Source organism: Methanobacterium sp. (assembly GCA_039666455.1).
Classification (GTDB): Archaea; Methanobacteriota; Methanobacteria; order Methanobacteriales; family Methanobacteriaceae; genus Methanobacterium_D.
In genome coordinates, this window is sequence record JAVSLW010000039.1 from 1 (window position 1) to 12,070 (window position 12,070).

General features: G+C 33.0%; 15 protein-coding genes and 1 pseudogene. 12 read left to right on the forward strand and 4 right to left on the reverse strand.

Features of this window, described 5'->3' with window-relative positions; genetic code table 11:
* Window positions 1–162 precede the first annotated feature (162 nt).
* Window positions 163–945 (forward strand): iron export ABC transporter permease subunit FetB, encoded by a 783-nt coding sequence (gene fetB / locus PQ963_09900; protein MEN4029971.1) that lies wholly within the window; start codon window positions 163–165, stop codon window positions 943–945.
* A gap of 38 nt (window positions 946–983) precedes the next feature.
* Here fetB and PQ963_09905 read toward each other — a convergent pair whose 3' ends face one another.
* Window positions 984–1,214, reverse strand: coding sequence for a hypothetical protein (locus PQ963_09905; GenBank protein ID MEN4029972.1), 231 nt, complete (start codon window positions 1,212–1,214; stop codon window positions 984–986).
* 125 nt (window positions 1,215–1,339) lie between these two features.
* Here PQ963_09905 and PQ963_09910 point away from each other — a divergent pair, with 125 nt between their 5' ends.
* The gene (locus PQ963_09910) at window positions 1,340–1,663 is read left to right on the forward strand and encodes a hypothetical protein (protein MEN4029973.1); all 324 of its coding nucleotides are present in this window, start codon (window positions 1,340–1,342) and stop codon (window positions 1,661–1,663) included.
* Window positions 1,664–1,692: 29 nt separating this feature from the next.
* Here PQ963_09910 and PQ963_09915 read toward each other — a convergent pair whose 3' ends face one another.
* Both PQ963_09915 and PQ963_09920 read right to left on the reverse strand, forming a co-directional pair.
* Window positions 1,693–2,100 (reverse strand): hypothetical protein, encoded by a 408-nt coding sequence (locus PQ963_09915; protein ID MEN4029974.1) that lies wholly within the window; start codon window positions 2,098–2,100, stop codon window positions 1,693–1,695.
* The gene (locus tag PQ963_09920) at window positions 2,100–2,318 is read right to left on the reverse strand and encodes a hypothetical protein (GenBank protein MEN4029975.1); all 219 of its coding nucleotides are present in this window, start codon (window positions 2,316–2,318) and stop codon (window positions 2,100–2,102) included. The genes PQ963_09915 and PQ963_09920 overlap by 1 nt, the downstream gene beginning before the upstream one ends.
* 283 nt (window positions 2,319–2,601) lie before the next feature.
* Between PQ963_09920 and PQ963_09925 the strand changes: the two genes are divergently transcribed.
* The 7 genes from PQ963_09925 (at window position 2,602) to PQ963_09955 (ending at window position 6,987) form a co-directional block, all read left to right on the forward strand.
* Window positions 2,602–3,738, forward strand: a complete 1,137-nt coding sequence (locus tag PQ963_09925) for an RNA-guided endonuclease TnpB family protein (GenBank protein MEN4029976.1) — start codon at window positions 2,602–2,604, stop codon at window positions 3,736–3,738.
* A 206-nt stretch (window positions 3,739–3,944) separates the two neighbouring features.
* Window positions 3,945–4,505, forward strand: a complete 561-nt coding sequence (locus tag PQ963_09930; protein MEN4029977.1) for a PsbP-related protein — start codon at window positions 3,945–3,947, stop codon at window positions 4,503–4,505.
* 127 nt (window positions 4,506–4,632) lie between these two features.
* Window positions 4,633–4,971 carry an aminoacyl-tRNA hydrolase gene (gene pth2 / locus PQ963_09935; protein ID MEN4029978.1) on the forward strand — a complete coding sequence of 113 codons (339 nt, stop codon included), beginning with the start codon at window positions 4,633–4,635 and terminating at the stop codon, window positions 4,969–4,971.
* Window positions 4,972–4,990: 19 nt separating this feature from the next.
* Window positions 4,991–5,641, forward strand: a complete 651-nt coding sequence (locus PQ963_09940; protein ID MEN4029979.1) for a delta 1-pyrroline-5-carboxylate synthetase — start codon at window positions 4,991–4,993, stop codon at window positions 5,639–5,641.
* Window positions 5,642–5,737: 96 nt separating this feature from the next.
* Window positions 5,738–5,899, forward strand: a complete 162-nt coding sequence (locus tag PQ963_09945) for a zinc finger domain-containing protein (GenBank protein MEN4029980.1) — start codon at window positions 5,738–5,740, stop codon at window positions 5,897–5,899.
* A gap of 91 nt (window positions 5,900–5,990) precedes the next feature.
* On the forward strand, window positions 5,991–6,260 hold the full coding sequence (locus PQ963_09950; protein MEN4029981.1) for an elongation factor 1-beta: 270 nt from the start codon (window positions 5,991–5,993) through the stop codon (window positions 6,258–6,260).
* Window positions 6,261–6,690: 430 nt separating this feature from the next.
* On the forward strand, window positions 6,691–6,987 hold the full coding sequence (locus PQ963_09955; GenBank protein MEN4029982.1) for a hypothetical protein: 297 nt from the start codon (window positions 6,691–6,693) through the stop codon (window positions 6,985–6,987).
* Between the two features lie 113 nt (window positions 6,988–7,100).
* On the opposite strand, the pseudogene truD reads toward PQ963_09955, so the two are convergent.
* Window positions 7,101–7,295: pseudogene (gene truD, locus PQ963_09960) on the reverse strand (tRNA pseudouridine(13) synthase TruD).
* Between the two features lie 6 nt (window positions 7,296–7,301).
* On the opposite strand from truD, the gene PQ963_09965 reads away from it, so the two are divergent.
* The 3 genes from PQ963_09965 to PQ963_09975 all read left to right on the forward strand — a co-directional run bounded on the left by PQ963_09965 (window position 7,302) and on the right by PQ963_09975 (window position 11,796).
* Window positions 7,302–8,609 carry a DUF4118 domain-containing protein gene (locus tag PQ963_09965; protein ID MEN4029983.1) on the forward strand — a complete coding sequence of 436 codons (1,308 nt, stop codon included), beginning with the start codon at window positions 7,302–7,304 and terminating at the stop codon, window positions 8,607–8,609.
* Window positions 8,610–8,871: 262 nt separating this feature from the next.
* Window positions 8,872–10,356 carry a TrkH family potassium uptake protein gene (locus PQ963_09970; protein ID MEN4029984.1) on the forward strand — a complete coding sequence of 495 codons (1,485 nt, stop codon included), beginning with the start codon at window positions 8,872–8,874 and terminating at the stop codon, window positions 10,354–10,356.
* 138 nt (window positions 10,357–10,494) lie between these two features.
* Entirely contained in the window at window positions 10,495–11,796 is a 1,302-nt protein-coding gene (locus PQ963_09975; protein MEN4029985.1) for a solute carrier family 23 protein, read from the forward strand.
* Window positions 11,797–12,070 lie beyond the last annotated feature (274 nt).

A 12,070-nucleotide genomic window follows, 5' to 3' on the forward strand; every position in this document is an offset into this window, starting at 1 on the left:
AAAAGTAGGAATAAGCAGAGGAATGACCTACAACCACATAAGAGAATTAAGAGAAATGGGCTTTATTGCACAGGATGAGCTTAAAATCACTTCCGCAGGAGAACTTGCCATTATCTAATTTGTATAGCCAGGTTTATATGTCATAACATAAAATTTGAAAATATGTTTGGAATAGATATATTTGCAATCCTTTTTTCAATCTCATTTTTAATTTTAGCTTTGATTGTAGTTAAAAAAGAGGAACTTGAATTTGAAAAGGAATTGATATTAGCTGGAGCAGCAGCATTTATTCAGCTTATACTTCTTGGATTTGTTGTGGATATTGTATTTAATCTTGATATTATATTCAGTTTTTTAATGGTTTTTGTGATGATTGCTGTAGCATCAGCTGTTATTTCAAAAAATTTGAAGATAAAAAAGAATGGAAAAAGGGCTGTGAAATATAAAATTTTTACACATACATCTCTATCTTTGCTTATTGTGTCCACAATCTCATTACTTATCCTCAATCTTTCAGGCATAATTGAACCTGAGCCTGTATTTATAATACCATTTATAGGAATTATTGTGGGAAACACTACAAATGGAATTTCATTAAGCTTAAAAGGGCTTTTAAATGAATTTAAATCAAATGAAAACATTTTACATGGATATCTATCACTTGGAGCTACAGACAAGCAGGCTTCAAAACCTTTTATTAAAAAATCTATAAATTCTGCAACAATTCCTCAGTTAAACAACCTACAGACAACAGGAATTATATTTATACCTGGTGCTATGGTGGGACTTTTGCTTGGAGGGATGGATCCATTGTATGCAGCAACAATTCAAATCATTATTATGTGGATGATTGTAAGTTCATCAATAATTGCATCGGTTATAGCATGCAATTTACTGCATAAAACATTGATGTACAACATGGGAAGTTTTGAAATTATGGAATAAAGAACTGTCCTGGTTTTGGAGAAAAACATGTTTTTTGGTTAAAGTTTATGTTTCTGTTTCTCCTTTTTTTCCAGGCAATCACGTGCAATTAAAATTAATTTGGTGAGTTCCATTCCTATAGCTCCTTTTTTCATCATTCCAAAATCTTTAAATGCCTCATTTTCCAGGAAATCTGCGGCTTCTTTGGTTATCATGCCTCTAACCATGATTTTCTCTGCTTTAATCCAGTTTTTCTCGAATTTGTTAGTTTCCTCTGACTCTCGTGACATTATAAAATATGTTTTTGAATATATACTTATCTTTTTTCTTAAAGCATTACAGCAATGAATATATACTAAGATATGTAAATATAACAGTAGAGCAATATATTGATATTGTGTTATGGGGTGGCTTGATGAATAGGAAGATTACAACTAATCAGTTGGAGCACAAATCAAAAGTCAAAGAATACATATTTGCAGTTAGGCTTGCAGAAAGCGCAATAAAAACAAAAGAAATGTTAAAAAAACAGAGTGCCTCAAAAAACCCGCAAATATCCCGAATCGATGTTCTTCTTTTAATAGCAGGGCTTAAAGAAGAGTTTGAAAAAATCAACCAGAAGTCAGAAGAAATTGCACAAAGTTATGGGAGAACTGCTGTAACCTATGCAGATGCTGAAGAGGCGATTAGATTAATCAGGGCTGAAAATAAAGGTAAAATAGAAAAAAAACTGGTTTGAGATGGGCCATTACTTTTAAGTGGATTTGACTATTTTTTGAAATCTTTCCAGTGAATATGGATGTGGAAAATCGTTGTAACCGCAAATATTATGCCTGATTCAACATGCCAGAAGAGTAGATTGAAATCAAAGGGGAGCACAAGATTAAAATCTGCCAGTATTGATAGTGTTATTCCACTCGCCCCCACAAACAAAAAGCTACCAACTAACACCAAACTCCATATCTGTTTAAAAGTGCGCCTTTTAATGTTTTTATTGTCATATAGAAGATAAGTTATAAGATAAAACATAAGCAGGGTCAGTGTAATTGGTAAAATATTGTAATCAGGGGTGTAACCTTCAGCTAATCCCAATGAAGGCTCCGGGTTATCCTGAGCATAAGCAGCTGCAGGAATTAAAGAGGCGGTTATAATCATGAGTATAACTATTTTTTTCATTATACGCCTCTTAAGGTAATTTTCCTGAAGGATTTTCTGTAGAAATATATGTGAATCAATGATACTGGAACCAGTGCTAATCCGAATTCAACATGCCAGAAAAGTACTGTGGAAGCTAAAGGAGTGCTAATACTGTATTCTATAATAACTGTAAAGATGAAAGATAATGTAATCAGGATTATACAGTTTATTAATATTATAATGTTCCATATTTTCATGTGCACTGCTTTAGTGGTTACATTCTCTTTATAAAGCACATGCGTTATTAAATACACAATTATAACAATCAGTGAAACTGGAATGAATTCATATGTCATTGTAATAAAATATATAGTAAACCTTTATAATTAATAACCCTGTGTCTTTATCTAATTTCTGAAAGAATACTATGACTTCTTTTAAGTCATTAGATGAATTTTCAGATTAATACTTAAATCAAAGGGTTAAATACTGTGAAAACATAATTATAATAAATAATGAAACCAGAATTAGACAAAAACGATGAAAACTGTGACTAAATCCTATAAATATAGAATATATCCGAATAAAGAGCAACAGAGTATATTAGAATTTAATATGGGCAGTGCACGCTTTGTTTTCAACCATGTTAAAGTCATGTATGAACTATATAGAAAACAGGCAGGGGAATATGGTTTAAAACCAGTATATGCAAACAGAAAACTGTTCAATAACATATTAAATGATTTAAAGAAGCATCATCCATTTTTAAAAGAAGCTAACAGCACAGCCCTTCAAAAAGCATATGATGACCTCATAAATGCCTATAAAATGATGGGTAAAGCTAATCATGGATGGGTGAAATTCAAATCCCGTAAAAACCCTGTACAATCATTCAGAACCTTAAACGCTAAAATAGTGGAGGGGAAATTGAAACTACCCAAAATCAAATCATTAATCCCCATGAAATATAGTAGAAAAGTTCGTGGAGACATATTAACTGCAACTATCAGCAGAAACAATTCTAACCAATATTTTGTAAGTTTTAATGTTAAAAATAGTCCTGTTAAGGCTTTGAAAAAGACTAATCAAGTAGTGGGTATTGATCTTGGATTGAAGGATTTAGCAACATTTAGTAATGGCTTTAAAACAGGTAAAATCTATTTAAAAGAGGTTGACAACAAAATAAGGAGATATAATCAAATATTAAGTAAAAGAGTTAAGAATGGGTGTAATTGGCTGAAAGTGAAAACCAAGCTTAACCAGTTATACCAGAAGAAAAAGGATATTATAAATGATTTTTTACATAAAACAACAACACGAATAGTACATGAATTTGATGAAATCTATGTTGGGAATGTGAACAGCCAGTTGGGATTGAAAAATAAGTATTTAGCAAAGACTACAGCAGATCAGCATTGGTTTGAGTTCAAGCGACAACTACAATATAAGTCTGATTGGTATGATAAACATTTTAGAGTTGTTGATGAGAAATACACTTCTAAAACTTGCAGTAATTGTGGATATGTTACAGAAGTTTTGGATTTGAATATTCGCAGATGGATATGCCCCAAATGCAATATAGAGCATGATAGGGACATAAACGCTGCATATAATATTCTAACCGTGGGAACCACGGGGCTTGCCTTTGGTAAAACCAACAATCAGTTGGTGGATTAGGAATCCATTGACCTCTTCAGGTCATGGTAGTTCAATGTAATGCCTTCTGGAATCACTGGAAAGTAAGGATGCGACTACAGATCCTAAAAAAACACTTACATGCTCTTTTTTTGTCCGGTACAGTGTTTACTGGTCTTTTGATCAGTAAATAAATATATATGCTATTCAGTCCATAACAATACTGTTAAATTAAAAGGGGAAATAAAATGAAAAAATATGCATTATTTGTAATAGCTATTTTAGCTTTAGTAGTTTTTGCATCTGGTTGTACAGTTACCCAAAATCAGACCTCAACTCAACCAACTGTACCTACAAAAACATATTCTGGAAGTGGGGTTTCATTCAGTTATCCTGAAAACTGGCAGGAGCTTACTCAAATAAGTTCACCAAACGCTGTTGTGGCATTTGGAGATCCTAATTCAGTTGATCAATCAACAGGAAATGTAAACACGCTTGTTGTGGTTCAAAAGGCTGCATTGCCTGCAGGATCTACCTTAAAACAGATCTATGATTCAACTTATCAACAATTCGCTGCACAGGATTCAAGCTTTAAAACAATTTCTGACACCACAGCAACAGTTGACGGCACCACAGCTTATGTGAATACGCATACCATTAATGTTGACGGCGTCCAAAAACAGGAAAAAGCTGTATGGCTTGAAAAAAACGGTAATATTTATGTAATTCTCTGTGGAGCATTACCTGATGCCTTTGAGGGACAACAGGCTAATTTTAATGCCATAATAAACACTTTCAAGGTACAGTAAGTATTTAATTTTCATTTTCTTTTATTTTTTACATACTGAAAATCTTTTATTTTTAATTTGATTAAAATATTAAAATATAATAAAATGATTAGAATCCTGCTACTTATTTTGAATTATGGTGAATAATATGAAACAGGTCATGGTCATAAGAACAGATCTTAAAATGGGTAAGGGAAAAATGGCAGCCCAGGCATGTCACGCCAGTTTAGGTGCCTACAAAAAAGCGGATCCAAAAAAAATTCGAAAATGGGAGTTAGAAGGTGAGAAAAAGGTTGTTGTAAGGGTTAAAGATTTAAGTGAGCTTTATGAAGTCTATGAAATTGTTAAAAGCACTGATATTCCAGCATATCTTGTACAGGATGCTGGAAGGACAGAATTGCCAAAAGGTACTGTAACATGCCTTGGAATAGGTCCTGATGAAGATGAAAAGATAGATAAAATAACAAATGAATTGAAATTGCTATAATTCTAATTCAAGTGGTCAAATGGAATGGGTAGTTAAATTAGGAGGGAGTTTATTCCCTGAAGATGCAGTAAAATTTTGTAAATCACTTGTTGGTAAAAATGCTGTTGTAATCTGCGGTGGTGGAGAATTTGCAAATAAAATAAGAGAATATGATGAATATATGGAATTTTCAAATTCTGCTTCCCATAAAACTGCTATTCTATGTATGGATATTATGGGAATGCTTGTAGCAGATAAAGTAGATGGTGCAGAAGCAGTTTATTCACTAGAAGATGCAGTAAAAGTTTTAAATGATGGGAAACTTCCAGTACTGCTTCCCTCTAAATTGTTGGCATATCTTGATCCGCTGGAGCACTCCTGGAAGGTAACTTCAGATTCTATATCAGTTTATATAGCATGGCTTTTAAAAACCAAAATATTAATAGTAACAAACGTAGATGGTATATATAACTTTGACCCATCCATTGATGGAGCAAAGCTTATAAAAAATATAAGTGCTAAAAAACTACTAACTTTTGGTGAAACATCAGTTGATGAAAATTTACCTGAACTTTTACTTAAATACAGATTAGACTGTTATGTTGTTAATGGAAAATATCCGCAAAGAGCTATTTCTATAATTGAAGGTAAAAGTTCAAAATACACGTTTATTGGAGTTGAAGGAAATTGAAAATTTCCTGAACAGCAAAAACGAAGTTTTTGCATGTTGAGGAAAATCTCTGATTTTCCGAAGCCAAAAAATAGAAAATTTTTTGGAGGTAATTAAATGGAGAAAATAGAATGTACATCATGTAAACAGGAAATACCACCTGTAGAGACCTGTGTGAAATTTCAGTGCCCAGAATGTGAAGAGATAATTTACAGATGCCAGAAATGTAGAACATTTGGCCATCTTTACACATGTAAATGTGGATTTACTGGCCCTTAAATAATTTAAACTTTTTAAAAAGATTTTATAAATAAAAAACTGTTTTTTGTGTTATTGATTAACTATTCAGCATTAAAAACTGGGTGATAATATGGGAGAAGTAATAGCAACAATAAAATTAATGCCAGAAAGTCCTGAAGTTGACTTAGAGCAAATGAAAGAAGATATTAAAACATCAATTCCTGAAGGTGCGGAATTTCATAAAATAGACGAAGAACCAATTGCATTTGGTCTTGTAGCACTCAACGTGATGGTTATTGTAGGCGACGCTGAAGGTGGAACTGAGAAAGTTGAAGAAAACCTTGCAAAAGTCAAAGGCGTTAGCAACGTTGAAGTTACAGACACAAGAAGACTCATGTAATAGGTTTTTGAATTTACTAATTTATTTGTTTTATTTAATTCTTTTTATTTTAAGGTGGGGCTGTCCTATGAATTTTTATATTTTTATATTTTCCAGGAGACACTATTTCAATTCCTAAAGACCTTACAAAATTTAGATCATCCCTTATTGTTCTTGCAGATTTTCAGTCATGAAGACTTTGTTTCCCTGGTCCAGATGATCTTTTACTCTTTATTTATGGGACCTCCACTATAGTTTCTCCCTTCACCATCACAATCTTATATTTCATACATCTCAGAGACTTAATAACTCCAGTCTTTATTAAAAATTATACGTTTTTAATATATCATTTTCAAATATGATCATCGAAAATCTGACTTTTTAAATAGTAAATAATAAATTTCAACAAAAATATATAAATAATCAACAAATTTTAAGGAGTGAAAAACCTATGGCGCTTTTTATAGCAAAAATGACTCATTCTGCAGAATCATGTTATTTATTTAATGAGGAAACCTTGAAGAAACTCAAAGAACTTGTAAATAAAAGAGAAGAGGTAGCTAAAAAACATGGAATTAATGTTATAACTGCCGTGTATCCTCCATTAGAACATGAAATTTTATATATCATGGAAGCACCATCTCATAAGGCCGTTGAAAGGTATCTAAGCGAAATTGGATTTGCATTCTATAATAAGATTGAAATTCGATATGCTGAACCTGTAGAAAACATTTTTAAAGCTTTATAAGTCCAAGCTGACTTAATTTACAAAACTTAGCAGGACCAGTTAGGATCCTGCCACATTTTAAAAACAAAAGTGATAAACTCAATTTTTTAGGGGCTGGTGTAATTAAAAATCCTTTAAACAACTTCATTTTTCATGATTTCCCTTAAAACTGCGGTGGCATAACAGCCCTTAGGAATTGAAAATTCAATCAGAATTTCTTTATCAGTAGCTTTAGATGATGTATTCCATATTTTAAACCTTATTGCACGTCTTAATCCATGACTTCCAAGTTTGGGCATTTTAGGAACTTTAAATTCTTTAAAGAGCGAAACTTAGTGGCACTTCGAGAACTGATACTTAGATATGCAACCAGATGGGTAGATTACGATATGCAAAAGCGCCTTGAAAAAGAAGGTATTCTGGGTCCCTGGGATGTCAGTTCCAGAATAATGGCGTGTATAAACTCAAGAGCTTCTTCAGAAAACCTTATACGCCTTGCACATAGATTTGCTGATAATTTTAATGCGGAATGGCTTGCAGTTTATGTAGAACCATCTTACAAAATTAAAACTGGAACTGAAGAAAGTTTACAGCTTGAAAAAAATCTGAAGCTCGCTGAAGAGCTTGGAGGAAAAATTTTTAGATTGACAGGTGTTGATATAGTCCAAGAAATTATTTCTTTTGCCAGATCTAAAAACATAAGTTTAATTATTATTGGGCATTCAAAGAGATCCCGCATTGAAGCATGGATAAGGGGTTCAGTGGTCAATGAAATCATTCGAAAAGGAAGTCCCATCCAGGTCCTTGTAGTTAAAGGAGGTCAAGACGGTGAAAATGAAGAAATGCTCCCACAAATAGAGAGAAAAGACTATTTAGACTTAAGCACATACTGGAGGCCTCTTAGTGTAAGTCTTTTAAGTACGGGACTTACATTAATTGTAAGCCTTTTAATATGGCCGTTTTTAGAAGCGATTAATATTCCCATGATATTTATAATACCCATAGTTTTTAGCGGCCTGATTGCCGGGAAAAAAGGAGGTATTTTAGCATCTGTAATGGCAGTGCTATTTTTTGACTTTTTCTTCGTTCCACCCTATTTTACTTTCCATGTTGCAGACTTACGTTTCATACCAACCTTTATCGTGTTGTTTATTGTTGGTATAATAACCAGTTTCCTGGCAGACACAATTAAAAAACAGGTTGAATATACAAGGCAGCGGGAAGAATTTATAGCATCTCTCTATGATTTCAGTAAGGATTTATTGGTTTCAAGAGACTTAAATGATTTTTTAAATAGAATTACTGATTACATATGGGATTTATTCAATTATGACGTTTTAATTATTTTACCTGATGATAATGAGAATTTAAAAATAGTATCTCGAAGAGGTGATAATGTTCATTTTGATGGACGTGATTTAGGGGTGGTTAATTGGGTTTTTGAGCATAAAAAACCTGCAGGTTATGGAACTGATACTTTAACATCGTCAAAATGGTATTATCTACCTTTAAGTGCACATGGCTTAAAATTAGGTGTTTTAGCAGTTGCAGCATACAACTTCGACATTACAAATGAACAGAAACACCTTCTTGAATCATATACCGGTATTGTGTCAATTGCACTTGCAAATTATTTAAAATAGGCAAATAATCCCCAGCTAATCCATGGATAACACTAAAAGTAAAAGTTTATATACAACATTAGTTATATCGTTTGAATTGGTGTGAAAAATTTAAAATATCTCACAGCTATAAAAACTGAAAATAACCCATCAAATCCGTTTAAATATTGTAAATACTAATTTAAATCCCAAAAAACTTTCAAAATGACCACTAAATTTTCAGTTCTTGAAAAAAGAACACTATAAAGCGGTTATAGAAATATGTATAGCATGATGTGATTCGATGCAAAGAATTCATAGGTTGAGTGGAAGAGAAGCAAAAACTATACTGCATTTTACAGGTAATACGCTAATGCTTTTGGCTGTTGCAATACTCATCCCCATTATTGTGGCCATTATATACAATGAACCGCGGTATATAGCTCCATTTTTATATTCATCAGTTATAAGTGCTGTAATTGGGTTTTCACTTGCTAAATTATTTAAAGCTGAAATAAAAATGACGCTTAAAAGTGCAATGATTTTTTCAACTGCCATATGGTTGATTGCGTGTGCATTGGGTGCTTTACCTTACTATTTTGCAGGAGAATTATCTTATCTTAACGCTTATTTTGAAGCCATGTCTGGATTTACAACAACAGGTTTCAGCATGTTTCCCAATCTGGACGCTGTTTCATATACAATACACTTCTGGCGGGGTTTTACACAATGGATCGGTGGTCTTGGCATCATATTCCTTCTTCTTGCCCTTTTAAGATCTACAGGTGTTGATGTAATGCGCCTTTACTTTGCTGAAGGCAGAGTAGAACGTTTAAGGCCAAGTATAAAACATTCTACAAGGATTATAGTTTATATATACCTTTTATTTACTGTAATTGCAATAGTTCTATTTTTAATTGCAGGAATGCCCCTATTCGATTCTATCTTCCACGCATTTACAGCACTTTCTACTGGCGGATTTGGAATGCATAATACAAGCGTTTTATTCTACAACAGCGTCTGGGTAGAAATAGCGGCCATGATTGTGATGATGATTGGTGCCACAAACTTCGCTTTGCACTACACAGTCCTTAAAGGGAACTGGAAAGAGTATTTCAAAGATATAGAAACAAAAGTAGCTTATTTTCTAATTATTTTATCCACAATTCTTGTGACATTTGCACTGTATAACAATCAGGTCTATGGAAACGATCTGCTGCTTAATTTCAGATTTGCTCTATTCCAGATGGTTTCTGCTGTAACCACTACAGGCCTGCAAACAGCGTTTTATCCAGATTTACTGGTTAAATGGATTGGTCTTGGTACTTTCCTCATTACAATCATCATGATAATTGGTGCAGGTTCACTTTCCACTGGTGGGGGTATAAAGTGGCTTCGATTTGGTGTGCTTTTAAAAGGAATATCATGGCAGATAAAATCATTCATATTACCTGGTAAAGCTGTAATGGCCAAAAAAATCCATCACGTTACTGAATTAAGCATTACAGAGGATGTTTTAAGGATAACAGGTGCATTCGTATTTACTTACTTTATTGTATACATAATAAGCGTGATTATAGTCCTGATATACTATCCTGACATATCCAGAGTCATATTTGAAGTGGCATCAGCTTTAAGTAACGTAGGACTTAGCTCTGGTATAATAACAGCAGATTCTCCAGCGGTTGTTAAAATAGTTTTCATCATAAACTTCTGGATGGGCAGGCTTGAAATATGGCCAGTGCTGCTATTTATAACAATTACGATTAACAATATAGTAAGAAGATAGAAATTTCTCTCATTTTAATTTTAAATTAAGTTTCCATACTATTAAGAAATTTTTAAGTATTAGATTAAATAGAAATAATTTATCGATTTATAACTGAATTAAAGCTAAAACAATCAATATCAGCACTTAGAGAATAATATGTACATTAAATACGGGTTAAATGACCGGCCAAAAAAGACTGAAATGATATTTTTTGGATTGCAGTGGCTTGCAGTTACCATTCCATCCATTATAATCATTGGAAACATACTTGGAATTTTTGGAAGTGATGGAAGTTTTATTCCTTATTTACAGAAAATATTTCTTCTTACAGGCTTTTTAATCTTAATACAGGTACTCTGGGGGCATAAACTTCCACTGGTAATAGGACCAGCAGCTGTACTTCTTGTTGGAATACTTACAAGCCTTGATCATGGTCTTGGAGCTATAAATTCTTCCATAGCCATAGGAGGTTTAATCTTAATGCTTCTTGCTCTAAGCGGTCTTATTAAACATGCAGAAAAGCTTTTCACATCCCGGGTGATCATGGTAATCTTGATGCTCATCGCCTTTACCCTTATTCCTCCCATAATCAACCTTTTAAGTTCTGCAGGAACAGTCCCTCCAAATTACAATTTCCTATTTGTCATGCTGTTTATTTTGACCATTTTTACAGCACATACCCTGACAAGAGGCGTTTTAAAATCACTGCTACCATTAATAGCCATATTTGCGGGTAGTTTAGCTTATTGTGCAATATTTAAGACTTATAATTCTTTTAACTCTAATTTAGTTATTTTTGGACTTCCACAAAGCTTTTTAGGCCCGCTTTCCATTCCAGATATAGGTCTTGTTATTTCTTTTTTGATAAGCTTCCTCGCACTTGCCATAAACGATATAAGTTCAATGCAATCTGTTGGATTTCTCCTTAAAGCCCGTAATATTCAAAAAAGAGTAAAAAAAGGGGTTTCAATTACTGGAGCAGGAAACATTTTTGCAGGGCTTTTAGGAGTTGTTGGGCCTGTTAATTATTCTTTAAGCCCCGGTATAATTGTTGCAACACAAAATGCATCCAGATTCACCCTTATTCCTGCAGCAGCAGGTCTTTTAATTCTTGCTTTCTCTCCAGCAGCTCTTGGAGTTTTAACAGCAATACCGTCTCCAGTAATCGGTGTTATTTTATTATATTTAATGACTGCACAGATTGGGGCTGCAATGATGCTTTCAGTGGAAAATAAAACATTCAGAAGTGTTGATGATGGAATTATTGTGGGCTTACCCCTTCTTCTTGGTACAGTTATTGCTTTTTTACCTCTTTCAGTAACATCAGAAATACCTCTTATAATCAAGCCAATTATTACAAATGGATTTGTGGTTGGAGCTTTAACCGTTCTTTTCCTTGAACATGTGCTTTACCGCAGGAATTTATCCTTAATTTACTTAACATCAAAATTTAAATGAAGGGATATAAATACTATTTTAAGTATATCCATTTTCATATTTTTATCTAATTTCTGAAAGAATACTATGATTTCTATAAGTCATTAGATGAATTTTCAGATTAATACTTAAATCAAAGGGTTAAATACTGTGAAAACATAATTATAATAAATGATGAAACCAGAATTAGACAAAAACGATGAAAACCGTAACTAAATCCTATAAATATAGAATATATCCGAATAAAGAGCAACAGGATATATTAGAATTTAATATGGGCAGCGCACGCTTTGTT

Excerpts from the sequence above, each read along its gene's own strand:
- fetB (MEN4029971.1), top strand. The coding sequence starts at position 163 with ATGTTTGGAATAGATATATTTGCAATCCTTTTTTCAATCTCATTTTTA.
- PQ963_09905 (MEN4029972.1), bottom strand. The coding sequence starts at position 1,214 with ATGTCACGAGAGTCAGAGGAAACTAACAAATTCGAGAAAAACTGGATT.
- PQ963_09910 (MEN4029973.1), top strand. The coding sequence starts at position 1,340 with ATGAATAGGAAGATTACAACTAATCAGTTGGAGCACAAATCAAAAGTC.
- PQ963_09915 (MEN4029974.1), bottom strand. The coding sequence starts at position 2,100 with ATGAAAAAAATAGTTATACTCATGATTATAACCGCCTCTTTAATTCCT.
- PQ963_09920 (MEN4029975.1), bottom strand. The coding sequence starts at position 2,318 with ATGAAAATATGGAACATTATAATATTAATAAACTGTATAATCCTGATT.
- PQ963_09925 (MEN4029976.1), top strand. The coding sequence starts at position 2,602 with ATGAAAACTGTGACTAAATCCTATAAATATAGAATATATCCGAATAAA.
- PQ963_09930 (MEN4029977.1), top strand. The coding sequence starts at position 3,945 with ATGAAAAAATATGCATTATTTGTAATAGCTATTTTAGCTTTAGTAGTT.
- pth2 (MEN4029978.1), top strand. The coding sequence starts at position 4,633 with ATGAAACAGGTCATGGTCATAAGAACAGATCTTAAAATGGGTAAGGGA.
- PQ963_09940 (MEN4029979.1), top strand. The coding sequence starts at position 4,991 with ATGGAATGGGTAGTTAAATTAGGAGGGAGTTTATTCCCTGAAGATGCA.
- PQ963_09945 (MEN4029980.1), top strand. The coding sequence starts at position 5,738 with ATGGAGAAAATAGAATGTACATCATGTAAACAGGAAATACCACCTGTA.
- PQ963_09950 (MEN4029981.1), top strand. The coding sequence starts at position 5,991 with ATGGGAGAAGTAATAGCAACAATAAAATTAATGCCAGAAAGTCCTGAA.
- PQ963_09955 (MEN4029982.1), top strand. The coding sequence starts at position 6,691 with ATGGCGCTTTTTATAGCAAAAATGACTCATTCTGCAGAATCATGTTAT.
- PQ963_09970 (MEN4029984.1), top strand. The coding sequence starts at position 8,872 with ATGCAAAGAATTCATAGGTTGAGTGGAAGAGAAGCAAAAACTATACTG.
- PQ963_09975 (MEN4029985.1), top strand. The coding sequence starts at position 10,495 with ATGTACATTAAATACGGGTTAAATGACCGGCCAAAAAAGACTGAAATG.